Source organism: Burkholderia sp. BCC1047 (genome assembly GCF_902833155.1).
GTDB lineage: Bacteria > Pseudomonadota > Gammaproteobacteria > Burkholderiales > Burkholderiaceae > Burkholderia > Burkholderia sola.
The window spans coordinates 40,183-63,860 of sequence record NZ_CADFEH010000020.1 but is presented as its reverse complement, the minus strand read 5'-3'; the positions used below and the strand labels follow the sequence as shown (position 1 = coordinate 63,860).

Genomic DNA, 23,678 nt, shown 5'->3' with positions numbered 1-23,678 from the left:
CCCGGCGATAACCGGAACATTATAGAGCACAGCCGCGTGCGTGGCGCAGCACGGACGGACCGGTTGCACCTGTGCTCGGCGTGGCAAAAAAAACGCCCGGCGAACCGGGCGGCGTGCGTGTTGCGGTGACGGTTATTGCGGCGGCAGTTCGATCTGGTCGATCGACGGCTGCAGCTTGATCGGGTCGTGCGCATGCGTTTGCAGGCGCTCCATGTGCTTGACGACCTGGCGATCCAGCTTGTCGATCAACAGATCGATCGCGGCATACAGGTTGCCGTTCGCGCTTTCGACGAAGATGTCCTTGCCCTTCAGGTGCAGGTTGATTTCCGCGCGCTGCTGCTTGTCCTTTTCCTTGTGGTTGTCGACCGAGAGGATCACAGTGCCATCGATCACCTGATCGCTATGCCGTAGCACCCGGTCCAGCTTGGTGATCACGTATTCGCGAATTGCAGGCGTGACTTCGAGATGATGTCCACTGATCTTCAGGTTCATAGTGCTTCTCCAAGCGAGTGACCACCCGGCCGCATCGAGGCGGCGCTCCGGTCGACTTGCCCGTGCCGCACGAAGGCGGCGTATCGCGGACAGGTCGCCCGGCCTGTTCCCCGTGTGCGCGGTGGTCGGGACACGCCTGCCGCCGGGCAGGCAGCAGGCTTAAAGAGACTTGCGCAGATTCACTGCCGGGATCTTGAGGGCTTCGCGATATTTCGCAACCGTGCGGCGCGCGACCACGAAACCCTGTTCTGCCAGCAGCTCGGCAATGCGGCTGTCCGAAAGTGGCGATTTTGGGTCTTCAGCTCCTATCAGTTGCTTGATGAGGGCTCGGATGGCGGTCGACGACGCGGCGCCACCGGTGTCGGTCGAGACGTGAGATCCGAAGAAGTACTTAAATTCAAGCGTCCCGAACGGGGTCAGCATGTACTTCCCGGTTGTCACACGGCTGACAGTCGACTCGTGTAGGCCCAGCGTATCAGCTATTTCCCGCAAAACCAAGGGGCGCATGGCAATTTCACCGTGCGCAAAGAAATTCTTCTGACGCTCGACAATAGCCTGCGCGACACGCAGGATCGTGTCGAAACGCTGCTGGATGTTCTTGATCAACCAGCGTGCTTCCTGGAGCTGCTGCTTCAGCGATCCGGCCGACGGATCGCCGCGGCTGTTGCGCAGGATGTTCGCGTACAGGTTGTTGATCCGCAGGCGCGGCACGACCTCCGGATTGAGCTCCGCGAGCCATCCCTGGCCGGCCTTCTTCACGATGATGTCGGGCACGACGTAGTCGGCCTCGGCCTTGCCGTATGCGGCGCCGGGGAACGGCTCCAGCGAGCGGATCAGCGCATGCGCGTCGCGCAGCGCGTCGTCGCTCGCCTTCAGGTGCTTGCGCAACCGTGTGAAGTCGCGTGCGGCGAGCAGCTCGAGATGCTGCGACACGATCTCCAGCGCGAGCGTACGCGTGGGGGACGGATCGAGGCGCAGCAGCTGCAGCTTCAGGCATTCGGAGGCCGAGCGCGCGCCGACGCCGGCCGGGTCGAAGCTGTGCAGCAGCGCGAGCGCCGCGTTCAGTTCGTCGCAGTCGATTTCCAGTTCGGGCGGCAGGTCGGCGAGCACTTCGTCCAGCGTGGTGGTCAGGTAGCCGTCGTCGTCGAGCGATTCGATCAGGAACATCACGAGCGCGCGGTCGCGCGGGCCGGCCTGCGTGACGCGCAATTGCGCGGACAGGTGGTCGCGCAGCGACGTCGCGGCTTCCTGCACCTGCAGCGGCGGCAGGTCGTCGTCGTCGGACGCGCCGCTCGAGCGGCCGTATTCGTCGAGATTCCACTGCGGGCCGTCGTTGCCGTCGCCGGACCCGTAGCCGTCGTATTCGTCGGCGCCGGCCGGCTCGTCGCGCTCGGCGCGGTCGCTGGACGTGCTGCTGCCGTTCGTCGCGGCCGGCTCGGTGTTCTGTGCGGGCGGCGTCTGCGCGATCAGCGATCCGTCGGCCGCGACGCGCAGCGGGCTCGCGATCCATTCGTCGTCGTTCTCGAGCAGCGGGTTCTGCGCGACGGCCATCGCGACTTCCTGCTGCAATTCGAGCGTCGACAACTGCAGGAGCCGGATCGACTGCTGCAGCTGAGGCGTCAGCGCAAGATGTTGCGACAGGCGGAGTTGAAGGCTGGCTTTCATGGCAAGGAGGGAGTCATACCGGCAGTTTGCCACGACCCAGGCGCATTGAGCCATCCGCGATTACGCGCGGCGCGCCGCCCGGCCGCGGGCAGGGCCGCGGGCGTGGATGCAAAGCGGGGCGCAGCCCCGCGCGGCGATGCCGGGCGGGGTGCAGCCAGCCACGAGGAGGACGTTACATGCGGAAGTGTTCGCCGAGGTACACGCGGCGCACGCTTTCGTTTTCGATGATTTCGCTCGGCGCGCCGGCGGCCAGCACCGACCCGTCGCTGATGATGTACGCGTGGTCGCAGATGCCGAGCGTTTCGCGGACGTTGTGGTCCGTGATCAGCACGCCGATGTTGCGCTGCTTCAGGAACTTGACGATCTTCTGGATCTCGAGCACCGCGATCGGGTCGACGCCGGCGAACGGTTCGTCGAGCAGGATGAAGTTCGGGTTGGTCGCGAGCGCGCGCGCGATTTCGACGCGGCGCCGTTCGCCGCCCGACAGCGACAGCGCGGGATTCTCGCGCAGGTGGCCGATCTGCAGCTCGTCGAGCAGCGCTTCGGTGCGCGACGAGATCGCGTCCTTCGACAGGCGCTTGCCGTCCTCGCCGTACTGCAGCTCGAGCACCGCGCGGATGTTTTCCTCGACGGTCAGCTTGCGGAACACGGACGCTTCCTGCGGCAGGTACGACAGGCCGAGCGACGCGCGCTTGTGGATCGGCAGCAGGCCGATCGAGCTGCCGTTCAGCGAGATCTCGCCCGCGTCCGTCGGCACGAGGCCGACGATCATGTAGAACGACGTGGTCTTGCCGGCGCCGTTCGGGCCGAGCAGGCCGACGACTTCGCCGCTCTTCACGTCGAGCGACACGTCCTTGACGACCGTGCGCGAGCCGTAGCGCTTCTTCAGGTTGCGGACGACGAGCGAGCTCGTCGTGCCGGCCGGCTGGCGGTTCGGAAGCGCGTTCATTGGCCCGGTGCTCCCTGGATCGTGGTCGACGGCGACAGCTTGGCCGGCGCGCCGTTCAGCGGCGCGGGGCCGCCGTTCTTCGGCGACAGCATCGCGCGCACGCGGCCGTTCGGGTTGCCCGGCGCCGCGACGTCCTTGCCGCCCTTCGCGGTGTAGAAGTCGCGCTGGCCGTCGTACGTGATCACGCTGCCGTGCACGGTGTCGGCGACCGTCGACGTGCCCTGCAGGCGGCGCACGGTCGCGGCGGTGGTCAGCGTGGTCAGGTCCTGCTTGCCGTCGTAGTCGATGCGCTCGGCGTCGCCGTCGATGTATTCGTCGAGGCCTTCGCGCTTCTGGCGGAACGTCGCGTGCTTCTTGCCGCTGCCGAACGAGGTCGCGTACTGATAGCCTTCCGGGTCCTGGCGCACTTCGACGCGATCGCCCTTGATGATGATCGTGCCCTTCGTGATCACGACGTTGCCGGTCGCGACCGTGACCTGCTTCAGGTCGTCGTAGGTCAGGTTGTCGGCCTCGACGTTGATCGGCTTGTTCTGGTCGGCCTTCTCGGCATGGGCGAGCGGCGCCAGCCCGACGAGCGGGAGCGCCACGAGCGTCGCGGCGAGCGCGGCGCGGACGGCGCGCGCAGCGCCGCCGGAAATCAGTCGAGGGAACGGTTCGTTCATGCAGTCACGTGAGGGATGCGTCACTTGGGTTGACCTTTCGAGCCGCCGGACGTGTCCGCCGCGGCAATCGTGCCGCGCACGTTGCCGTAAAGCTCGATGACCCGGGTGACGTTGTTGTACTTCATGCCGTCGGTCGCGTTGACGAGCGACAGGCCGCGCTGAAGTTTAACCGGCTTTTCGGTCTGGATCACATCGTCATTGACGAAGATCCGGAAATGCTGGGAATCGGCCTGCATCTGCGGATCGCCGCCGCCGGCCGCGCGCAGGACGCGCGCATCGTCGTACAAATCGACGATCGACACGTCGCCGTTGACGGTGCCGCGCTTCGCGGTGGTCGTCACGACCGGCTTGCCGGGCTGGAACGCGCGCATGGCCGGATCGGTCAGGTCGCTGCCTTCGGTGTCTTCGTAATGAACCAGCTTCGCGGCCGTCAGCCGGTACTGGGTCGTGCCGGTCTGGTCGAGCTCGGTGACCGAGAAGTTGTCCGCGAAATAGTCGGGCGTGTGGCGCTTCGGCTGCGCGACGCCCTCGCCGGGCGGCGGCAGCGTGGCCTGCAGCAGCCACCAGGTGACGCCCGCGAGCGCGGCGACCGCGGCGAGCGGCAGCATCTGGGTCCAGCGGAAATGCGTGCTCATCGGTCAGGCTCCGCAGGCGGCGGCGAGCAGCGCGTCGTAGCGGCGCTGCGCGCGCAGGATCGCATCGCAGACCTCGCGCACGGCGCCGTGGCCGCCGCGGGCCTCGGCGACCCAGTGCGCGCGGGCGATCACGTCGGGGTGCGCGTTCGCGGGGGCCGCGGCGAAGCCGCAGCGCAGCAGCACCGGCAGGTCGGGCCAGTCGTCGCCCATGTAGCCGCATGCGTCGGCCGTCAGGCCGAGCGACGCGATCAGGTCGGCGAACACGGCGAGCTTGTTCTCGACGCCCTGGAACAGGTGCGCGATCTTCATTTCCTTCGCGCGCGCCGCGACGATCTCCGAGCGGCGGCCCGTGATGATCGCGGTCGCGATGCCGGCTTCGCCGAGCAGCTTCACGCCGTGGCCGTCGAGCGAATTGAACGACTTCATCGCGTCGCCGGCCGCGGTAAACAGCAGGCCGCCGTCGGTCAGCACGCCGTCGACGTCGAAAATCATCAGCTTCACGCGGCTCGCGCGTTCGGCCGCAGTCAGCGCTGCGCTCATCAGATCACCTTCTTCGAAAACAGGTCGTGCATGTTCAGCGCGCCGATCAGCGCGCCGTCGGCATCGACGACCAGCATCTGGTTGATCCGGTGGCGCTCCATCAGTTCCACGGCCTCGACGGCCAGATGATCCGGCGCGATCGTGCGCGGGTTGCGCGTCATCACTTCGGTGATCGGCAGCGTGCGGAAGTCGCCGTCGCGGGCGAGCACGCGGCGCAGGTCGCCGTCGGTGAAGATGCCGGCGACCTTGCCGTCGGCGTCGACCACGGCCGTCATGCCGAGGCGCTTCGCGGTGATCTGGAACAGCGCGTCCGACAGCGTCGCATCGAGCCCGACGGACGGGACATCGTCGCCCGAGCGCATCACGTCGCGTACGTAGGTGAGCAGGCGCCGGCCGAGCGCGCCGCCCGGATGCGAGCGCGCGAAATCTTCCGAACCGAAGCCGCGCGCGTCGAGCACGGCGACGGCGAGCGCGTCGCCGAGCGCGAGCGCGGCGGTCGTGCTCGCGGTGGGCGCGAGGTTCAGCGGGCACGCTTCCTTCGACACCGCGGCGTTCAGGTGCACGTCGGCGAGCGTGCCGAGGCTCGACCCCGCGCGGCCCGTGATCGCGATCAGCTTCGCGCCGATCCGCTTCACGAGCGGCAGGATTGCGACGAGTTCTTCCGATTCGCCGGAATAGGAGATGCCGATGAAGACGTCGTCGGAGGTGACCATCCCGAGGTCGCCGTGGCTGGCCTCGGCAGGGTGGACGAAGAAGGCCGGCGTACCGGTGCTGGCCAGCGTGGCTGCGATCTTGCGGGCGATATGCCCCGATTTGCCGATCCCGGAGACCACGACGCGGCCGCGGCAGCCGAGCAGCAGCGCCACGGCCTCGACGAAGCCGCCGTCGAGCTGGTCGCGCAGCGCGCGCACGGCGTCCGCCTCGATGTCGAGCACGTCGCGGGCGAGCGCGAGCGCCCGATCATCATTGATTTTCGCTATCATGCGCGGAGTATAGCAAAGGCGTTTGTTCGCCGCGCCGCGCCTTCGGACTCGTCCGAGGTCGCCTGCCCCCCGCCACAACCCGCGCCCGCCTTGCCGTGGCCCCGACGAACGAGGACGCTTCGCCTGTGATTTCCCCGCTCGAAATGACCCTGCTGCTGCTGCTGGCCTCGGTGGTGGGCGTCGTCGTATTCCGCTCGTTGAACCTGCCGCCGATGCTCGGCTACCTGACCGTCGGCATCCTGGTCGGCCCGCACGCGCTTGGCATCACGGCGGATCTCGAACGGGCCGAGCACCTCGCGGAATTCGGCGTGGTGTTCCTGATGTTCTCGATCGGCCTCGAATTCTCGCTGGCGAAGCTGAGGTCGATGCAGCGGCTCGTGTTCGGGCTCGGGCTGCTGCAGGTCGTCGCGACGCTGGTACTCGCGCTCGCGCTCGGCGCGCTGTTCGAGCGCTGGGAGCATCTCACGTGGCAGGGCAGCATCGCGCTCGGCGGCGCGCTCGCGATGTCGTCGACGGCGATCGTGTCGAAGATGCTTGCCGAGCGGCTCGAGATCGAGACCGAGCACGGCCGCAACATCTTCGGCGTGCTGCTGTTCCAGGATCTCGCGGTCGTGCCGCTGCTGATCGTGATCGCCGCGTTCGGCGCCGAATCGTCGAAGGACCTCGCGCTCACGCTCGGCGTCGCGGCGGTCAAGATCGTGATCGCGCTCACGCTGCTGCTGGTCATCGGACAGCGCTTCATGACGCGCTGGCTCAACGTCGTCGCGCGGCGCCGCTCGCAGGAGCTGTTCGTGCTGAACCTGCTGCTCGTCACGCTGGGCGCCGCGTTCATCACCGACAAGTTCGGCCTGTCGCTCGCGCTCGGCGCGTTCATCGCGGGGATGCTCATTTCCGAGACGCCGTTCCGCCATCAGGTGGAAGAGGACATCAAGCCGTTCCGCGACGTGCTGCTCGGCCTGTTCTTCGTGACGACCGGGATGCTGCTCGATCCGCGCGTGATCTGGGAGCATCCGTTGATCGTGCTCGGCTTCTTCGTCGGGCAGATCCTGTTCAAGGCGACGATGATCGCCGGGCTCGCGCGGCTGTTCGGCGCGACGCCGGGCGTCGCGATGCGCACGGGCATCGGCCTCGCGCAGGCCGGCGAATTCGGCTTCGTGCTGCTGAACCTGATCCTCGACCGGCACCTCGTCGATTCGACGCTGCTGCAGGCGATCCTCGCGTCGATGCTGCTGTCGATGCTCGCCGCGCCGTTCCTGATCCAGAACGCGGACCGCATCGTGATGCGGCTGTCGTCGACCGAATGGATGCAGCAGTCGCTGCAGATGACGCGGATCGCGACGCAAAGCCTGAAGCAGCGCGGCCACGTGATTATCTGCGGCTACGGTCGTGCCGGGCAGAACCTCGCGCGCATGCTCGAGCAGGAAGGCATTTCGTACGTCGCGCTCGACCTCGACCCCGATCGCGTGAGCGCGGCCGCGACGGCCGGCGAATCGGTCGTGTTCGGCGACGCGGCGCGCCGCGAATCGCTGCTCGCGGCCGGTATCCATCGGGCGGCGGCCGTCGCGATCACCTATGCGAACACGCCGTCCGCGCTGCGCGTGCTGCATCACGTGCACGAGCTGGAGCCGACGCTGCCGGCGATCGTGCGCACCGTCGACGACGCCGATCTCGAGAAGCTGCTCGCGGCCGGCGCGACCGAGGTGATTCCGGAAATCGTCGAGGGCAGCCTGATGCTCGCGTCGCACACGCTGGTGCTGGTCGGCGTGCCGATGCGCAAGGTCGTGCGGCGCGTCGAGGAGATGCGCGACGAGCGCTACAGCCTGCTACGCGGCTATTTCCGCGGCGCGGACGATGCGGACGACGACGACCACGAGCAGGTGCGGCTACAATCGGTGCCGGTCGATGCGCGTGCGGACGCAGTCGGGCGTTCGCTGGAAGAACTGGGGCTGTACGCGCTCGGGCTGGAAGTCACGGCGATCCGCCGGCACGGCATCCGCGGCGTCGAACCCGATCCGCAGACCAAGCTGCGCGCGAGCGACATCGTGGTGCTGCGCGGGCTGCCCGAGGCGCTCGCGCTCGCGGAGGAGCGGTTGTCGCGCCATCGGCGCGACCCGCCGGCCGCGGCTGCGTGAGCCGCGATTCACAACCTGACCCGTATTGATCAGAAACGGTGCCCGATCTTCGCGCACCGTTTTTTTCGGAGAGTTTCATGCCGCATTCGTCGCCGGGCGCACCGCTCGATCCGGTCGCCTTCATCCACAGCCAGATCCGCACGGTGCCCGACTGGCCGCAGCCGGGCGTGCAGTTCCGCGACATCACGACGCTGCTGCAGAGCCCGAAGGCGCTGCGCATCCTGGTCGACCTGTTCGTCGAACGCTATGTCGACGCGAAGCTCGACTACGTTGCGGGCCTCGACGCGCGCGGCTTCATCATCGCGCCGATCGTCGCGTACGAGCTGAGCGTCGGCTTCGTGCCGATCCGCAAGGTCGGCAAGCTGCCGTACAAGACGCGCTCGGAATCGTACGACCTCGAATACGGCAGCGCGACGGTCGAGATCCACGAAGATGCGTGCAAGCCGGGCGATCGCGTGATCATCATGGACGACCTGATCGCGACCGGCGGCACGATGATGGCGGGGCGCAACCTGCTGCAGCGGCTCGGCGCGGTGGTCGTCGAAGGCGCGTCGATCATCGACCTGCCCGATCTCGGCGGCTCGACGCTGCTGCGCAACGCCGGACTGCCGGTCTATACCGTTACCGAATTCGCCGGCCACTGAACGCCGGTCCGCTCCCGGGGCCAGCCGCGCCGGCTTGCCCCGGTTCACGCTTGGTTCACCTTCCGCAGCGAGGTCACGATGCCCAACTTCATGCTGTTTCTCGCCACGTCGGTCGCGATCACGTTCGCGCCGGGTCCCGACAACCTGCAGGTGCTCGCACGCGGCATCTCGCAGGGCCGCGCGGCCGGCTTCGTCGCCGCGCTCGGCTTCACGGCCGGGATCCTGTTCCACACGACGCTCGCGGCGCTCGGCGTCGCGGCCGTGCTGCGTTCGTCGCCGGTCGCGTTCCAGATCCTGAAGCTCGCGGGCGCCGCGTACCTCGTGTGGATCGGCATCAAGGCGCTGCGCAGCCAGGGGCTCGCGAACGCGCATGCGCGCCCGCCGCAGCCGCTCGCCACGATCTTCCGGCAGAGCGTGATCGGCAACCTGATGAACCCGAAGGTCACGCTGTTCTTCGTCGTGTTCCTGCCGCAGTTCGTCGATCCGCACGGCGCGCAAAGCGTGACGCTGCAGATGTTCGAGCTCGGCGCGCTGTTCATGCTGCAGACGGCCGCCGTCTTCTCGCTGTTCGGCGTCGGCGCGGGCATGATCGGCGCGTGGCTGAAGCGCCGCCCGAAGGCCGGCGTGTGGCTCGACCGGATCGCCGGCGCGACGTTCATCGCGATCGGCATCCGCGTCGCGCTGAAGGACTGAGCGCGATGACGTTTCCGTGCATCGCGGCCGCGCGCCGCTTCGATCCGGCCGCGCACCTGCGTTTCGAGATCGCCGGCGAGGCGGTCGGCTGGGTGCGCCGCCAGGACGTCGCGAAGCTCGCGCGCTGGCCCGACGTGTTCGAGCTGACCGCCGAGCGGGTCGTGCTGTCGGCGCGCTACGATTCGGTCGACGCGCGCAGCATGGCGCTGGCCAGCGCGATCGGCGCGCTCGCGGCCGAAGGCGCGATTCCCGGCTGGCGCGACGAGATCTACGCGATCCGAAACCGCTTCGACGATCCGCCGCTCGCGTACATCGAGCGCGCCGCGTCGCGCTTCTTCGGCACGCAGACCTATGCGGTGCACGTGAACGGCATCGTAGAATATGCGGTTACGCCGGGCGAGCCGGCCGCCGCGGCCGCGCCGAAGATATGGCTCGGCCGTCGCAGCGCGACCAAGGCGACCGATCCCGGCATGCTCGACAACGTCGTCGCCGGCGGGATCGGCTGGGGGCTCGGCGTTCACGAGACGCTCGCGAAGGAATGCTGGGAAGAAGCGGGGATTCCGGCCGACCTGGCGGCGCGCGCGATCGCGGGCCGTGCGGTGCAGGTGTTGAACTCGCTGCCGGAAGGCACGCAGTCGGAACTGATCTTCGTGTACGACCTGCCGCTGCCGCACGACTTCGCGCCGCGCAACCAGGACGGCGAAGTGGCCGAGCACCTGCTGGCCGGCGTGCCCGAGGTGATCGGCTGGCTGCGCGAAGGCCGCGCGACGATGGATGCGAGCCTCGCGACGCTCGACACGCTGCTGCGTCATCGCTGGATTGCGGCGGCCGACGCGGCCGGCATCGACGCGCTGTTCGTGCCGGGCGCGTGACGCGCGCCACCGGGCGGCGCAAGCGGGCAATTTGACGAATACGGAAACAATGGGAGTAGCGGTCATGCCGACCGATCACAGCTTTATCTTGAAACTGTCGTGCCCTGACCGGCACGGCATCGTCCATGCGGTCTCGGGCTTCCTGTTCGAGCGCAGCAACAACATCCTCGATTCCGCGCAGTTCGGCGACAGTCGCACCAGCGAGTTCTTCATGCGCGTGCACTTCGAGCAGGACGGCGGCGGCGAGGATGCCGCGTCGGCGCTCGACACGCTTCGCAAGGAATTCGCGCCGCTCGCCGAACAGTTCTCGATGCGCTGGGAGCTGCACGATGCGGCCGTGAAGCCGCGCGTCGTGATCATGGTGTCGAAGATCGGCCACTGCCTGAACGACCTGCTGTTCCGCTATCGCACCGGCCAGCTGCCGATCGAGATTCCGGCGATCGTGTCGAATCACAAGGAGTTCTACCAGCTCGCGGCGAGCTACAACATTCCGTTCCATCACTTCCCGCTGATCGGCGGCTCGTCCGATGCCGCGAAGGCCGCGCAGGAAGCGCGCGTGCTGGAAGTGATCGACGAGCACCAGGCCGATCTGGTCGTGCTCGCGCGCTACATGCAGATCCTGTCGCCGAACATGTGCGCGCAGCTCGCCGGGCGCGCGATCAACATCCACCATTCGTTCCTGCCGAGCTTCAAGGGCGCGAAGCCTTACTACCAGGCGTTCGACCGCGGCGTGAAGCTGATCGGCGCGACCGCGCATTACGTGACGACCGATCTCGACGAAGGCCCGATCATCGAGCAGGAAGTCGAGCGCGTCGACCACAGCATGACGCCCGACCAGTTGACCGCGATCGGCCGCGACGTCGAGTGCGTGACGCTCGCGCGGGCGGTGAAGTGGCACGTCGAGCACCGGATCGTGCTGAACGGGACGAAGACGGTCGTGTTCCGCTGATCCGTCGGCCGCGAAAGGCCGGCTGCGCAAGCGAAAACGCAGCGCCCTTCACGGGGCGCGGCGTTTTTGTTTGCCGTGCGCGAGCGAGCGGCTTCAGATCAGCCGCAGCAGGTACAGCTCGCGTTTCAGGTACGCATAGAAGATCGGCGCGGCGACCACGCCCGGCAGCCCGAACGCGGCTTCCATGATCAGCATCGCGAGCAGCAGCTCCCATGCGCGCGACTCGATCTGGCCGCCGATGATCTTCGCGTTCAGGAAGTATTCGAGCTTGTGGATGACCACGAGGAACGCAAGCGACGCGATCGCGGTGCCCATGCTGACCGACAGCGACACCGCGACGATCAGCGTGTTCGAGATCAGGTTGCCGATCACGGGCAGCAGGCCGACGATGAACGTGACGAGCACGAGCGTTTTCGACAGCGGCAGCCGCTGATGGAAGATCGGCAGCGCGACGAGCAGGTAGATGCCGGTGAATGCCGCGTTGATCGCCGAGATCTTGATCTGCGCGAACACGATGCGGCGGAACGCGTCGGCGAAGCGCGACACGCGCGTGACGAGCGCGGTGGACAGCGGCCGGCGCACCTTGCCCTGCTCGACGCCGATCGCGATCATCGCGCCGATGATCATCCCGAACAGCACGTGGCCGAAGCCGCGCGCGACGCTCTTGCCGCTTTGCTGGAGCTGGTCCATGTGCGAGTGCATCAGCACGGCCGCCTTCGTCTTCATCTGCTCGACGTCGACGGGCAGCAGATTGGCGATCCAGGCCGGCGTGCGTGCGCGGGTCTGCTCGACGATCTGCATCAGCTGGCCGAGCAGGCTCTGCAGGTTTGGCACCGTGTGCTCGAAATGCTCGATGACGGCCAGCGTCAGGCCGGTGAGCGCGCCGACGATCGCGATCGACAGCAGCACGACCGCGACCCAACGCGCGCGCATGCTGGTGGTATGGCGCTCGATCACGGGTGCGATCGTGTGGATCAGCTGATAGACGAGCAGGCCGGCCAGCATCCCGCCGAGCAGCTTGAGCTCGAGGACGAGCCACATCATGACGAGCGCGAAGAGATAGCTGCCGATCTCGAGCGCCGACAGCTTCGGCAGGCTCAAGTCGCTCGTCAGCCGCACGCTGCGCAGGTGCGGCTCGCGGTTCTGCGTGTCGCGCGACTCTTGTTGCTTCTCCATCGTCGATTCCTGTTGTCCCTGTGTCGTGCCGCGGAGCACGCGGCAGAGCGCGGGTCGCCCGGCGCCGCACCGGATTGGTGCGGATGGCGAACCTTACGGCCGTAAAGTATAGCTGCCATTATGGGCCGCAAACGGGCCGTTTGGCGCGTGGTGTAAACGCAGAAGGGAAAACGAGGGGGCGCGGCCGCCCTCGACGCGCGCGCGGCCGGGCGGCCGCGCGCGGGAAGGGCGGAACCGGCGTCAGCCGGCCGCGACTTTGCGGGTCGGACGCTTGAGCAGCGGCGCGAGGTACTTGCCGGTGAAGCTCGCCTTGGTCTTCGCGACCTGCTCGGGCGTGCCCTGCGCGATGATCTGGCCGCCGCCGGCGCCGCCTTCGGGGCCGAGGTCGATCACCCAGTCGGCCGTCTTGATCACGTCGAGGTTGTGCTCGATGATCACGACCGTGTTGCCCTGGTCGCGCAGCCGGTGGATCACTTCGAGCAGCAGTGCGATGTCGTGGAAGTGCAGGCCGGTGGTCGGCTCGTCGAGGATGTACAGCGTGCGGCCGGTGTCGCGCTTCGACAGCTCCAGCGACAGCTTCACGCGCTGCGCCTCGCCGCCCGACAGCGTCGTGGCCGACTGGCCGAGGCGGATGTAGCCGAGGCCGACGTCGAGCAGCGTCTTCAGCTTGCGCGCGATGACCGGCACCGCGCTGAAGAACGCGTACGCGTGCTCGACCGTCATGTCGAGCACTTCGCTGATGTTTTTGCCCTTGTACTGCACTTCGAGCGTTTCGCGGTTGTAGCGCTTGCCGTGGCACACGTCGCACGGCACGTACACGTCCGGCAAAAAGTGCATCTCGACCTTCAGCACGCCGTCGCCCTGGCACGATTCGCAGCGGCCGCCCTTCACGTTGAACGAGAAGCGGCCCGGATCGTAGCCGCGCTCCTTCGACGTCGGCACGCCCGAGAACAGCTCGCGGATCGGCGTGAACAGGCCCGTGTACGTGGCCGGGTTCGAACGCGGCGTGCGGCCGATCGGCGACTGGTCGACGTTGATCACCTTGTCGAAGTGCTCCAGGCCCTCGATCGCCTCGTGCGCCGCCGGCTCGGCCGACGAGCCGTACAGGTGGCGCGCGACCGCGTGATACAGCGTGTCGTTGATCAGCGTCGACTTGCCGGAGCCCGACACGCCGGTGATGCAGGTCAAGAGGCCGACCGGCAGCTCGAGATCGACGTGCTTCAGGTTGTTGCCGTGCGCGTCGACGATGCGCAGCATCCGCTCCGGATCGGGCGACATGCGTTCGTCCGGATACTCGATCACGCGCTTGCCGACGAGGTACTGGCCGGTCAGCGACTGCGGGTTCGACTGCACCTGCTTCGGCGTGCCTTCGGCCACCACGACGCCGCCGTGCTCGCCCGCGCCCGGGCCCATGTCGACGACGTAGTCGGCCGTGCGGATCATGTCCTCGTCGTGCTCGACGACGATCACCGAGTTGCCGAGGTCGCGCAGATGCTTGAGCGTCGCGATCAGACGGTCGTTGTCGCGCTGGTGCAGGCCGATCGACGGCTCGTCGAGCACGTACATCACGCCGGTGAGCCCCGAGCCGATCTGCGACGCGAGCCGGATGCGCTGCGCCTCGCCGCCCGACAAGGTCTCGGCGCTGCGCTCGAGCGACAGGTAATCGAGGCCGACGTTGTTCAGGAAGGTCAGGCGCGCGACGATTTCCTTGATCACCTTGTCGGCGATCTCGCGCTTCGCGCCGTCGAGCGTCAGCCCGTCGAAATAGCCGAGCGCGTCGCGCAGCGGCCAGCCGCTGATTTCATAGATGCCGCGCGCATGGTCGCCGGTGCCGATCCGCACGTGGCGCGCCTCGCGGCGCAGGCGCGTGCCGTCGCACGACGGGCACGGCTGGTTGTTCTGGTACTTCGACAGCTCTTCGCGCACCGCGACCGAATCGGTCTCGCGATAGCGGCGTTCGAGGTTCGGGATGATCCCTTCGAACACGTGCTCGCGGATCGTCGTGCGGCCGCGCTCGTTGATGTACGAGAACGGGATCGTCTGCTTGCCCGAGCCGAACAGCAGCACCTTGCGGATCTTTTCGGGCAGATCCTCGAACGCGGCGTCGATGTCGAATTCGTAGAACGCCGCGAGGCTCTGCAGCATCTGGAAGTAGAACTGGTTGCGGCGGTCCCAGCCCTTCACCGCACCGGCGGCCAGCGACAGCGACGGGTGCGCGACGACCCGCTTCGGGTCGAAGAACGTGATCTGGCCGAGGCCGTCGCATTCCGGGCACGCGCCCATCGGGTTATTGAACGAGAACAGGCGCGGCTCGAGCTCCTGCAGCGAGTACGAGCAGATCGGGCACGCGAACTTCGAGCTGAACAGGTGTTCGCGGTCGGTATCCATCTCGAGCGCGATCGCGCGGCCGTCGGCGAGGCGCAGCGCCGTCTCGAACGATTCGGCGAGCCGCTGCTTCATGTCCGGACGCACCTTCAGGCGATCGACGACGACGTCGATCGTGTGCTTGTCGTTCTTCTTCAGCTTCGGCAGCGACTCGACCTCGTAGATCTTCGCGACGCCTTCATTCGCGGCGCCGCCGCCCGAGCGCACGCGAAAGCGCACGAAGCCCTGCGCCTGCATTTCCTCGAACAGCTCGGCGTGCTCGCCCTTGCGGTTCGCGACGACAGGCGCGAGGATCATCAGCTTGGTTTCCTCGGGCAGCGCGAGCGCCGCGTCGACCATCTGCGACACGCTCTGCGCCTCGAGCGGGATGTCGTGGTCGGGGCAGTACGGCGTGCCGACCCGTGCGTACAAAAGTCGCAGGTAGTCGTGGATTTCCGTGACCGTGCCGACGGTCGAACGCGGGTTGTGGGACGTTGCCTTCTGCTCGATCGAGATCGCCGGCGACAGCCCCTCGATCAGGTCGACGTCGGGCTTCTCCATCAGCTGCAGGAACTGGCGGGCGTACGCGGACAGGCTTTCCACGTAGCGGCGCTGGCCCTCGGCATAAAGGGTGTCGAACGCGAGCGACGACTTGCCCGACCCGGACAACCCGGTAATCACGACCAGCTTGTGGCGCGGCAGGTCGAGATTGACGTTTTTCAGGTTGTGGGTGCGTGCCCCACGGATACGGATCTGTTCCATGAACCTGGCGAAAATGGAGGGAACCAAACCTGCTACTATAACGGCTTTTCGAGACCGTCGTTTACGGCCCCCAGCCTTTACAGCAGGTGGCAGCAAGGCGACACCTGCGCCGGGAAAAGCGGTCGCGCCGCACGTTCCGCGCGGCCCGCAGGCCGCCTGCATCCGGCCCCGACGTGTCGCACGAAAGGCCGCCAGGCCGCCGGTCCTGATCTTCCGCCGCCCGCCGCCGGGCGGACATTCCGATCATTCGAAATTCATTCCCGATGTCCAATCCGTCTGCCACGTCTTCCCGCATGACTGCGCCCGAACTGCGCGCGACCACGTCGCTCGCGGCGATCTTCGCGTTGCGCATGCTCGGCCTGTTCATGATCATGCCGGTGTTCTCGGTCTACGCGAAAACCATCCCGGGCGGCGACAACGTGCTGCTCGTCGGGATCGCGCTCGGGGCCTACGGCGTCACGCAGTCGCTGTTCTATATCTTCTACGGCTGGGCGTCCGACAAGTTCGGCCGCAAGCCGGTGATCGCCACGGGCCTCGTGATCTTCGCGCTCGGCAGCTTCGTCGCCGCGTTCGCGCACGACATCACGTGGATCATCGTCGGCCGCGTGATCCAGGGGATGGGCGCCGTGTCGTCGGCGGTGCTCGCGTTCATCGCCGACCTGACCTCCGAGCAGAACCGCACGAAGGCGATGGCGATGGTCGGCGGCTCGATCGGCGTGTCGTTCGCGGTCGCGATCGTCGGCGCGCCGATCGTGTTCCACTGGGTCGGGATGAGCGGGCTGTTCGCGATCGTCGGCGTGCTGTCGATCCTCGCGATCGGCGTCGTGCTGTGGATCGTGCCCGACGCGGCGAAGCCCGTGCACGTGCCCGCGCCGTTCGCCGAGGTGCTGCACAACGTCGAGCTGCTGCGCCTGAACTTCGGCGTGCTGGTGCTGCATGCGACGCAGACGGCGCTGTTCCTCGTCGTGCCGCGCCTCCTGGTGGACGGCGGGCTACCGGTCGCCGCGCACTGGAAGGTCTACCTGCCGGTGATGGGGCTCGCGTTCGTGATGATGGTGCCGGCGATCATCGTCGCGGAAAAACGGGGCAAGATGAAGCCGGTGCTGCTCGGCGGCATTCTGGCTATCCTGATCGGCCAATTGTTGCTCGGCAGCGCACCGCATACCATTCTGATTGTGGCGGCGATCCTGTTCGTGTACTTCCTCGGGTTCAACATCCTGGAAGCGTCGCAGCCGTCGCTCGTGTCGAAGCTCGCACCGGGTTCGCGCAAGGGCGCGGCCACGGGCGTCTACAACACCACGCAGTCGATCGGGCTCGCGCTCGGCGGCATCGTCGGCGGCTGGCTGCTGAAGCACGGCGGCGCGAACACGGTCTTTTATACGTGCTCGGGGCTCGTTGCCGCGTGGCTTATAATCGCGGCCAGCATGAAAGCGCCGCCGCGCAAGGCCTGAATCTTGTTTCGGGCAGGCATCGGCCGCGCGCCGGCCTGTCCGGCGGGCTCGTTCCGGCGCTACGCGCGGGCGGCCCGGCATCGAATTTACTGGAGAAACACATGGCATCCGTCAACAAGGTCATCCTCGTCGGCAATCTCGGCGCCGATCCTGAAGTCCGTTACCTGCCGAGCGGCGACGCGGTTGCGAACATCCGTCTCGCGACGACCGACCGCTACAAGGACAAGGCAAGCGGCGATTTCAAGGAAATGACCGAGTGGCATCGCGTCGCGTTCTTCGGCCGTCTGGCGGAGATCGTCAGCGAATACCTGAAGAAGGGGTCGTCGGTCTATATCGAAGGCCGCATCCGTACGCGCAAGTGGCAGGGCCAGGACGGCCAGGACCGTTACTCGACCGAAATCGTCGCCGAACAGATGCAGATGCTCGGCGGCCGCGGCGGTTCGGGCGGCGGCGGTGGCGGCGGTGACGAAGGCGGTTATGGCGGCGGCTACGGTGGTGGCGGCGGTCGCGGCGAGCAGGCGGAGCGTGGCGGTGGCGGCGGTGGCCGTGCCGGCGGCGCTGCGCGCGGCGGCGCGGGTGGCGGCGGCCAGAGCCGTCCGAGCGCGCCGGCAGGCGGTGGCTTCGACGAGATGGACGACGATATTCCGTTCTGATCGCCGGTCGCACCCTCGCATCACGATGGGCCCGAATGTCCGAGTCAAGCCAGCCGCTTTGCCCGGGTTTTCGGGCCTTGTTTCGTTTACGTCGTGCCTGCACGCCGCTCTCCGGATCAAACGTGGCTGACGCACTCGCCGACCTCATCGCGCCCCATCTCGACGTTCTGTTCTGCGGGATCAATCCCGGCCTGCTCGCGGCCGCGACCGGCCATCACTTCGCGGGGCGAAACAACCGCTTCTGGCGCGTGATCCATCTCGCGGGCTTCACGCCGACGGAACTTTCGCCGCAGGACGACCGCGCAATACTCGATTACGGCTGCGGGCTGACGGCCGTGGTGTCGCGGCCGACCGCGAGCGCCGATCAACTGTCGCGCGTGGAATTCGCGGCCGCGGGCGCCGGGTTCGAGCAGAAGGTCGCGCAGCATGCGCCGCGCTTCGTCGCGTTTCTCGGCAAGGCCGCGTATTCGGCGCTGTCGGGGCAACGCGAGGTCGCGTGGGGGTTGCAGCCGGCCCGCATCGGGCATGCACGCGTGTGGGTGCTGCCGAACCCCAGCGGCAGAAACCTCGCATTCGGGCTCGACGATCTGGTCGACGCGTATCGCGAGCTTCATCTCGCGGCGATGACCGAGCGGCACGATGCGACGCGGTAAGACGCCGGCGCCGTGGCCGGGCGCCATCGTCCCGCGCGCATTCTTCAACCGCATGGCCACCGAGGTGGCGCCGCAATTGCTCAACAAGATCCTCGCGTCCGCGGACGGCCGGGCCGGCCGCATCGTCGAAGTGGAAGCGTATGCGGGCGCGCTCGATCCGGCCGCGCACACCTATCGCGGCAAGACGCCGCGCAACGCGACGATGTTCGGGCCGCCCGGGCACTTCTACGTGTATTTCACGTACGGAATGCACTGGTGCTGCAACTGCGTGTGCGGCCCGGACGGCGCCGGAACGGGCGTGCTGATCCGTGCGCTGGAGCCGCTGCACGGGCTCGACCAGATGCGGGCGGCGCGGCCGCCGCGCACGCGCGATCGCGACCTGTGCCGCGGGCCGGCCCGGCTGACGCAGGCGATGGGGATCGGCGGCGCGCAGGATGGCGTCGACCTGGTCGGCGCGCGCGACGGGTTCGCGATCGTCGACGACGGGATGGCGCCGCCCGCCGATCTGGCGGGCGGGCCGCGCATCGGCATTCGCGTCGGCCAGGATCTGCCGTGGCGGTGGAGCGTGCCCGGCAACCGGTACGTGTCGGGCGCCGTGCCGCGCGTCTGACACGTCGCGCGTCCAAGTCGCGTACTCGAGTCGCGCACTCGTCGCGTCCAATTCGACCTGCGTCACGCGGTCGCCATTATTGATCGGCTAAGCTGGCCGTTTCGACGTTTCGATCGAGGAGGCACCATGCGGCGGGTCGTATTCAACCAGAAGGGCGGCGTGGGCAAGTCGACGATCGTCTGCAACCTCGCGGCGATCAGCGCGAGCGAAGGGTTGCGCACGGTCGTCATCGATCTCGATGCGCAGGCGAACTCGACGCGCTACCTGCTCGGCGACGCCGCGGACGATGCGCAACCGGGCGTCGCCGGCTTCTTCGAAACCGCGCTGACCTTCAACTTCCGTCCGGTCGACGTCGCGTCGTTCATCCACGCGACCCCGTTCGACGGGCTCGACGTGATGCCCGCGCATCCGGATCTCGACACGCTGCACGGCAAGCTCGAATCGCGCTACAAGATCTACAAGCTGCGCGACGCGCTGAACGAACTCGACATGTACGACGCCGTGTACATCGACACGCCGCCCGCGCTGAATTTCTATACGCGCTCGGCGCTGATCGCGGTCGAGCGCTGCCTGATCCCGTTCGACTGCGACGATTTCTCGCGCCGCGCGCTGTACACGCTGCTCGAGAACGTGAAGGAAATCCAGCAGGACCACAACGCGGCGCTCGAGGTGGAAGGGATCGTCATCAACCAGTTCCAGCCACGCGCGAGCCTGCCGCAACGGCTGGTCGACGAGCTCGTCGACGAAGGGCTGCCGGTGCTCGCGTCGCGGTTGTCCGCGTCGGTGAAGATCCGCGAATCGCATCAGCAGTCGACGCCGGTGATCCATCTCGAGCCGGCGCACAAGCTCGCGCAGGAGTTCCGCGCGCTGCATCGCGAACTGGCCGGCTGATCCCGCGTGCGACCACATCGACCGAGGCCGCTTCGAGCGGCCTTTTTTGTCGCGACCGGCCATTCATCCGATTATTGATTTCGTCATTAATAATCGAGAAAACGATTTCACAACAAATCGAGAAAAAATATTACATAAACGATCACTCCATTTTCAATGGAGGCCGGTTTTCTAATAAACGGAATAATGAATTGGCAAATATTGCGCCACGTCACGATGCGCTATGCTGCAAAAAGGTAAAAACGCATGGCGGGTCGCTGAGGGTGGCGTCTTGTCTGAGATTTCGCCGCGCCTGCGGCTTCGGCTGCTGGTCAAAAGGGTAATAAGGGTTTATACCTAGTATTAATGCCATTTAATTGACAATTAATCGATCTAGAATGACTTCCTTCCACTGCCCGCGCTGAAACAGGTGCGGGTTGTCAATAAGGAAGCAGCGGTCGATCAAGCTTCCGTTTTTCTTTACGTCGTCTCTCGCATTGCCAACAGGAGCGTGCCCGATGTCCGTATTTGCCCCCGAAAAACTCGCCGCCGATTATCAATCCGGTATCGCCGCGTGGTTTGCGATCGCCCGTCCGGCGATCCACGGTTTCGAGGCTGTCGTCGAACTCAACCTGCAAGCGGCCCGGACGGCGCTCGAGGAATACGAGGACAAGCTGAAGAACGCGTTCAGCAGCAACAACCCGGCCGCGGGCTTCGTGCAGCAGGTCGCGGTGCCGCAGGACGCGACCGGCAAGGTCGTGTCGTACGGCCGCCATCTGTTCGACATCGCGGTGTCGACGCAGTCCGAATGGGCGAAGGTCGCGCAGGCGCAGTACGAACAGAACGACAAACGCCTGAAGGACGTGCTCGGCGAACTGACGAAGCACGCGCCGGCCGGCTCGGCGCCGGTAGTGGCCGCGCTGAATTCGGCGCTGTCGGCGGCGAGCGCCGCGGCCGACTCCGTGCGCGCAGCGACGGGGCAGGCGATCGAGGCGGCGCAGAGCGGCTTCGATGCGGTCAGCGAAACGGCCACGCGCGGCGCGAAGCAGACGGCGGCGGCCGCCCGCAAGGACGCTGCGGCTGCGCGCGACTCGGCTGCGTAACCGCGTGAATGCGTGTCGCGCGCAGGCGCGACACGATTGATCGGCGCCGGATGGCGCCGGCCGCCGCGTGTGCCACGCGCGGCCCGGCAAACATCCGGTTCGCCGCCAGACGCCCGTGCACGGTTGCCCGTGCGGCGGTGTGCCGTGCCGCCGATGCGGACGGAAGCTGCCCGCCAATACGGCGGCGGGCGGCGCCATCGCCATGTGCGACCGTCTCGTGCCGGCGTCGCCACGAGGAACTGACTTCGATGCAGGAACTGAACATGACGGATGTAGTGATCGTATCGGCCGCGCGGACCGCGGTCGGCAAATTCGGCGGCTCGCTCGCGAAGATTGCGGCGCCGGAACTGGGCGCGACGGTGATCCGCGCGGTGCTGGAGCGTGCGGGCGTGAAGCCCGACCAGGTCAGCGAAGTGATCATGGGCCAGGTGCTGACGGCCGGCTCGGGGCAGAACCCGGCGCGGCAGTCGGTGATCAAGGCGGGGCTGCCGAGCGCGGTGCCGGGCATGACGATCAACAAGGTGTGCGGCTCGGGCCTGAAGGCCGTGATGCTGGCGGCGAACGCGATCGTCGCGGGCGACGCGGAGATCGTGATCGCGGGCGGCCAGGAGAACATGAGCGCGGCGCCGCACGTGCTGCCGGGCTCGCGCGACGGGTTCCGGATGGGCGACGCGAAGCTGGTCGACACGATGATCGTCGACGGGCTGTGGGACGTGTACAACCAGTACCACATGGGCATCACGGCGGAGAACGTCGCGAAGGAATACGGGATCACGCGCGAAGAGCAGGACGCGTTCGCGGCGCTGTCGCAGAACAAGGCGGAAGCCGCGCAGAAGGCGGGCCGTTTCAACGACGAGATCGTGCCGGTGTCGATTCCGCAACGCAAGGGCGAGCCGCTGCAGTTCGCGACCGACGAGTTCGTGCGTCACGGCGTGACGGCGGAGTCGCTGGCCGGGCTGAAGCCGGCGTTCGCGAAGGACGGCTCGGTGACGGCGGCGAACGCGTCGGGGCTGAACGACGGCGCGGCGGCGGTGCTGGTGATGTCGGCGCAGAAGGCGGCGGCGCTGGGCCTGACGCCGCTGGCGCGGATCAAGGCGTACGCGAACGCGGGCGTGGATCCGAGCGTGATGGGCATGGGGCCGGTGCCGGCGTCGCGCCGGGCGCTGGAGCGCGCGGGCTGGACGCCGGGCGACCTGGACCTGATGGAGATCAACGAAGCGTTCGCGGCGCAGGCGCTGGCGGTGCACAAGCAGATGGGCTGGGACACGTCGAAGGTGAACGTGAACGGCGGGGCGATCGCGATCGGCCACCCGATCGGCGCGTCGGGCTGCCGGATCCTGGTGACGCTGCTGCACGAGATGGTCAAGCGCGACGCGAAGCGCGGGCTGGCGTCGCTGTGCATCGGCGGCGGGATGGGCGTCGCGCTCGCGGTCGAGCGCGTCTGAGCAGCGGCTGACGATACGGTCCGCTCGCGGCGCGAATCGGCGTCGCGGGCGAGCCGGGCGGTTTTCGCGCAACAGAGGCAGTCAACAACACGCGCGAGGTACCGGTGCGTGCCGCGCCCGCGACGCGGGCGGACGCGCATCGAAGCGGTGGGGCGGCAGCGTGTGCGAGGCCGCCGCCCCGCCTTTCATCGATTACTTTTTTGTCGGTAATTCATAGTATGACTAAGCGAATCGCTGTTGTGACAGGTGGGATGGGCGGCCTCGGCGAGGCGGTCAGCATCCGGTTGAACGACGCGGGTCATCGGGTAGTCGTCACGTATTCGCCGAACAACGCCGGCGCGGACCGCTGGCTGACCGAGATGCATACGGCCGGCCGGGAATTCCATGCGTACCCGGTGGACGTGGCCGATCACGACTCGTGCCAGCAATGCATCGAGAAGATCGTGCGGGACATCGGCCCGGTCGACATTCTCGTGAACAACGCGGGCATCACGCGCGACATGACGCTGCGCAAGCTCGACAAGGTCAACTGGGACGCGGTGATCCGCACGAACCTCGATTCCGTGTTCAACATGACGAAGCCGGTCTGCGACGGCATGGTCGAGCGCGGCTGGGGCCGCATCGTCAACATCTCGTCGGTGAACGGCTCGAAGGGTTCGGTCGGCCAGACCAACTACGCGGCCGCGAAGGCCGGCATGCACGGCTTCACGAAATCGCTCGCGCTCGAGGTCGCGCGCAAGGGCGTGACGGTGAACACGGTGTCGCCGGGCTACCTGGCGACGAAGATGGTCACTGCGATCCCGCAGGACATCCTCGACACGAAGATCCTCCCGCAGATCCCGGCGGGTCGGCTCGGCAAGCCCGAGGAAGTCGCGGCGCTGGTCGCTTATCTGTGCTCGGAGGAGGCCGGCTTCGTGACGGGCTCCAACATCGCGATCAACGGCGGTCAGCACATGCAGTGACGTGCGGCGGCCCGCACGGCATTCGCGCCCGTGCGGGTCGCGTTCCCCCTATCCCGCGCCGGAGCGGCGGCAGGCGCGCCGCTTCGGCCTCGCATTCCGGAGAACGCATGGGCGACACCTGGATCGGACTGGTGATCGGCGGCTCGGCGCTGGCCATCGCGCTGACGATGGCGATCTCGCTCTACTGGCTCGAGCGGCGCCGCGCGCGGCTGCTGCGGAACTTCGATCATCGCGATTGCCGGTTCGTCGCGTACGGCAAGTGTTTCGCGCGCAGGCCGGAAAGATCGCCGCGCCGCATGCGCCGGGCACGCTGACGGCTGAGCCGGTCGCGTCGCAAGCGGTGAACGATCGGCGAGCGGTCGATGAGCGGTCACGTCCCGCGCGCATGCCGTCGGTAGCGCGCGGGATGCGCG

23 protein-coding genes are annotated in these 23,678 nt (G+C 67.2%); 14 read left to right on the top strand and 9 right to left on the bottom strand.

Annotated elements, in window-relative coordinates; translation table 11 throughout:
• Positions 1-132: 132 nt before the first annotated feature.
• From raiA to kdsD, 7 genes are all read right to left on the bottom strand, one after another.
• Positions 133-492: a ribosome-associated translation inhibitor RaiA gene (gene raiA / locus HWX55_RS20770; RefSeq protein WP_006477786.1), complete on the bottom strand. Its 360-nt coding sequence runs from the start codon at positions 490-492 to the stop codon at positions 133-135.
• 159 nt (positions 493-651) lie between these two features.
• Positions 652-2,157, bottom strand: coding sequence for an RNA polymerase factor sigma-54 (locus HWX55_RS20765; RefSeq protein ID WP_175977118.1), 1,506 nt, complete (start codon positions 2,155-2,157; stop codon positions 652-654).
• 172 nt (positions 2,158-2,329) lie between these two features.
• Positions 2,330-3,106, bottom strand: coding sequence for an LPS export ABC transporter ATP-binding protein (gene lptB / locus HWX55_RS20760; RefSeq protein ID WP_050014881.1), 777 nt, complete (start codon positions 3,104-3,106; stop codon positions 2,330-2,332).
• Positions 3,103-3,768, bottom strand: a complete 666-nt coding sequence (gene lptA / locus HWX55_RS20755; RefSeq protein WP_050014883.1) for a lipopolysaccharide transport periplasmic protein LptA — start codon at positions 3,766-3,768, stop codon at positions 3,103-3,105. The genes lptB and lptA overlap by 4 nt, the downstream gene beginning before the upstream one ends.
• A gap of 20 nt (positions 3,769-3,788) precedes the next feature.
• The gene (gene lptC / locus HWX55_RS20750; protein WP_175977117.1) at positions 3,789-4,403 is read right to left on the bottom strand and encodes an LPS export ABC transporter periplasmic protein LptC; all 615 of its coding nucleotides are present in this window, start codon (positions 4,401-4,403) and stop codon (positions 3,789-3,791) included.
• 3 nt (positions 4,404-4,406) lie between these two features.
• Complete coding sequence (locus HWX55_RS20745; RefSeq protein WP_175977116.1) at positions 4,407-4,943, bottom strand: HAD family hydrolase; 537 nt, start codon at positions 4,941-4,943, stop codon at positions 4,407-4,409.
• The gene (gene kdsD / locus HWX55_RS20740) at positions 4,943-5,926 is read right to left on the bottom strand and encodes an arabinose 5-phosphate isomerase KdsD (protein WP_089488829.1); all 984 of its coding nucleotides are present in this window, start codon (positions 5,924-5,926) and stop codon (positions 4,943-4,945) included. Before kdsD ends, HWX55_RS20745 begins: the two co-directional genes overlap by 1 nt.
• 125 nt (positions 5,927-6,051) lie before the next feature.
• Between kdsD and HWX55_RS20735 the strand changes: the two genes are divergently transcribed.
• The 5 genes from HWX55_RS20735 to purU all read left to right on the top strand — a co-directional run bounded on the left by HWX55_RS20735 (position 6,052) and on the right by purU (position 11,216).
• Positions 6,052-8,058, top strand: a complete 2,007-nt coding sequence (locus HWX55_RS20735) for a monovalent cation:proton antiporter family protein (RefSeq protein ID WP_175977115.1) — start codon at positions 6,052-6,054, stop codon at positions 8,056-8,058.
• 77 nt (positions 8,059-8,135) lie between these two features.
• Complete coding sequence (locus HWX55_RS20730) at positions 8,136-8,702, top strand: adenine phosphoribosyltransferase (RefSeq protein ID WP_175977114.1); 567 nt, start codon at positions 8,136-8,138, stop codon at positions 8,700-8,702.
• A gap of 78 nt (positions 8,703-8,780) precedes the next feature.
• Positions 8,781-9,395 (top strand): LysE family translocator, encoded by a 615-nt coding sequence (locus tag HWX55_RS20725; RefSeq protein ID WP_050014892.1) that lies wholly within the window; start codon positions 8,781-8,783, stop codon positions 9,393-9,395.
• A 5-nt stretch (positions 9,396-9,400) separates the two neighbouring features.
• Complete coding sequence (locus HWX55_RS20720) at positions 9,401-10,267, top strand: NUDIX hydrolase family protein (RefSeq protein ID WP_175977113.1); 867 nt, start codon at positions 9,401-9,403, stop codon at positions 10,265-10,267.
• A gap of 64 nt (positions 10,268-10,331) precedes the next feature.
• Positions 10,332-11,216 carry a formyltetrahydrofolate deformylase gene (purU, locus tag HWX55_RS20715; RefSeq protein WP_050014896.1) on the top strand — a complete coding sequence of 295 codons (885 nt, stop codon included), beginning with the start codon at positions 10,332-10,334 and terminating at the stop codon, positions 11,214-11,216.
• A gap of 93 nt (positions 11,217-11,309) precedes the next feature.
• On the opposite strand, the gene HWX55_RS20710 is transcribed toward purU, so the two are convergent.
• Entirely contained in the window at positions 11,310-12,392 is a 1,083-nt protein-coding gene (locus HWX55_RS20710; protein WP_175977112.1) for a hypothetical protein, read from the bottom strand.
• Between the two features lie 240 nt (positions 12,393-12,632).
• A complete protein-coding gene (uvrA, locus tag HWX55_RS20705) occupies positions 12,633-15,518 on the bottom strand; it encodes an excinuclease ABC subunit UvrA (protein WP_124593407.1) in 2,886 nt (961 codons plus the stop codon).
• A gap of 263 nt (positions 15,519-15,781) precedes the next feature.
• On the opposite strand from uvrA, the gene HWX55_RS20700 reads away from it, so the two are divergent.
• From HWX55_RS20700 to HWX55_RS20660, 9 genes are all read left to right on the top strand, one after another.
• The gene (locus HWX55_RS20700; RefSeq protein ID WP_021162585.1) at positions 15,782-16,969 is read left to right on the top strand and encodes an MFS transporter; all 1,188 of its coding nucleotides are present in this window, start codon (positions 15,782-15,784) and stop codon (positions 16,967-16,969) included.
• A gap of 101 nt (positions 16,970-17,070) precedes the next feature.
• Positions 17,071-17,622, top strand: a complete 552-nt coding sequence (locus HWX55_RS20695; RefSeq protein ID WP_175977111.1) for a single-stranded DNA-binding protein — start codon at positions 17,071-17,073, stop codon at positions 17,620-17,622.
• Between the two features lie 122 nt (positions 17,623-17,744).
• Complete coding sequence (gene mug / locus HWX55_RS20690; RefSeq protein WP_175977110.1) at positions 17,745-18,275, top strand: G/U mismatch-specific DNA glycosylase; 531 nt, start codon at positions 17,745-17,747, stop codon at positions 18,273-18,275.
• Complete coding sequence (locus HWX55_RS20685) at positions 18,262-18,885, top strand: DNA-3-methyladenine glycosylase (protein ID WP_175977109.1); 624 nt, start codon at positions 18,262-18,264, stop codon at positions 18,883-18,885. Before mug ends, HWX55_RS20685 begins: the two co-directional genes overlap by 14 nt.
• Before the next feature lie 126 nt (positions 18,886-19,011).
• Positions 19,012-19,776 (top strand): ParA family protein, encoded by a 765-nt coding sequence (locus HWX55_RS20680; protein WP_175977108.1) that lies wholly within the window; start codon positions 19,012-19,014, stop codon positions 19,774-19,776.
• 497 nt (positions 19,777-20,273) lie between these two features.
• Positions 20,274-20,858 carry a TIGR01841 family phasin gene (gene phaP / locus HWX55_RS20675; protein ID WP_175977107.1) on the top strand — a complete coding sequence of 195 codons (585 nt, stop codon included), beginning with the start codon at positions 20,274-20,276 and terminating at the stop codon, positions 20,856-20,858.
• A 263-nt stretch (positions 20,859-21,121) separates the two neighbouring features.
• On the top strand, positions 21,122-22,303 hold the full coding sequence (locus HWX55_RS20670) for an acetyl-CoA C-acetyltransferase (RefSeq protein WP_089488936.1): 1,182 nt from the start codon (positions 21,122-21,124) through the stop codon (positions 22,301-22,303).
• A 218-nt stretch (positions 22,304-22,521) separates the two neighbouring features.
• Positions 22,522-23,265, top strand: coding sequence for an acetoacetyl-CoA reductase (phbB, locus tag HWX55_RS20665; RefSeq protein ID WP_175977106.1), 744 nt, complete (start codon positions 22,522-22,524; stop codon positions 23,263-23,265).
• Between the two features lie 107 nt (positions 23,266-23,372).
• Positions 23,373-23,579, top strand: a complete 207-nt coding sequence (locus HWX55_RS20660; RefSeq protein WP_175977105.1) for a hypothetical protein — start codon at positions 23,373-23,375, stop codon at positions 23,577-23,579.
• Positions 23,580-23,678 lie beyond the last annotated feature (99 nt).

Excerpts from the sequence above, each read along its gene's own strand:
- raiA (WP_006477786.1), bottom strand. The coding sequence starts at position 492 with ATGAACCTGAAGATCAGTGGACATCATCTCGAAGTCACGCCTGCAATT.
- HWX55_RS20765 (WP_175977118.1), bottom strand. The coding sequence starts at position 2,157 with ATGAAAGCCAGCCTTCAACTCCGCCTGTCGCAACATCTTGCGCTGACG.
- lptB (WP_050014881.1), bottom strand. The coding sequence starts at position 3,106 with ATGAACGCGCTTCCGAACCGCCAGCCGGCCGGCACGACGAGCTCGCTC.
- lptA (WP_050014883.1), bottom strand. The coding sequence starts at position 3,768 with ATGAACGAACCGTTCCCTCGACTGATTTCCGGCGGCGCTGCGCGCGCC.
- lptC (WP_175977117.1), bottom strand. The coding sequence starts at position 4,403 with ATGAGCACGCATTTCCGCTGGACCCAGATGCTGCCGCTCGCCGCGGTC.
- HWX55_RS20745 (WP_175977116.1), bottom strand. The coding sequence starts at position 4,943 with ATGAGCGCAGCGCTGACTGCGGCCGAACGCGCGAGCCGCGTGAAGCTG.
- kdsD (WP_089488829.1), bottom strand. The coding sequence starts at position 5,926 with ATGATAGCGAAAATCAATGATGATCGGGCGCTCGCGCTCGCCCGCGAC.
- HWX55_RS20730 (WP_175977114.1), top strand. The coding sequence starts at position 8,136 with ATGCCGCATTCGTCGCCGGGCGCACCGCTCGATCCGGTCGCCTTCATC.
- HWX55_RS20725 (WP_050014892.1), top strand. The coding sequence starts at position 8,781 with ATGCCCAACTTCATGCTGTTTCTCGCCACGTCGGTCGCGATCACGTTC.
- HWX55_RS20720 (WP_175977113.1), top strand. The coding sequence starts at position 9,401 with ATGACGTTTCCGTGCATCGCGGCCGCGCGCCGCTTCGATCCGGCCGCG.
- purU (WP_050014896.1), top strand. The coding sequence starts at position 10,332 with ATGCCGACCGATCACAGCTTTATCTTGAAACTGTCGTGCCCTGACCGG.
- HWX55_RS20710 (WP_175977112.1), bottom strand. The coding sequence starts at position 12,392 with ATGGAGAAGCAACAAGAGTCGCGCGACACGCAGAACCGCGAGCCGCAC.
- uvrA (WP_124593407.1), bottom strand. The coding sequence starts at position 15,518 with ATGGAACAGATCCGTATCCGTGGGGCACGCACCCACAACCTGAAAAAC.
- HWX55_RS20700 (WP_021162585.1), top strand. The coding sequence starts at position 15,782 with ATGTCCAATCCGTCTGCCACGTCTTCCCGCATGACTGCGCCCGAACTG.
- HWX55_RS20695 (WP_175977111.1), top strand. The coding sequence starts at position 17,071 with ATGGCATCCGTCAACAAGGTCATCCTCGTCGGCAATCTCGGCGCCGAT.
- HWX55_RS20685 (WP_175977109.1), top strand. The coding sequence starts at position 18,262 with ATGCGACGCGGTAAGACGCCGGCGCCGTGGCCGGGCGCCATCGTCCCG.
- HWX55_RS20680 (WP_175977108.1), top strand. The coding sequence starts at position 19,012 with ATGCGGCGGGTCGTATTCAACCAGAAGGGCGGCGTGGGCAAGTCGACG.
- phaP (WP_175977107.1), top strand. The coding sequence starts at position 20,274 with ATGTCCGTATTTGCCCCCGAAAAACTCGCCGCCGATTATCAATCCGGT.
- HWX55_RS20670 (WP_089488936.1), top strand. The coding sequence starts at position 21,122 with ATGACGGATGTAGTGATCGTATCGGCCGCGCGGACCGCGGTCGGCAAA.
- phbB (WP_175977106.1), top strand. The coding sequence starts at position 22,522 with ATGACTAAGCGAATCGCTGTTGTGACAGGTGGGATGGGCGGCCTCGGC.
- HWX55_RS20660 (WP_175977105.1), top strand. The coding sequence starts at position 23,373 with ATGGGCGACACCTGGATCGGACTGGTGATCGGCGGCTCGGCGCTGGCC.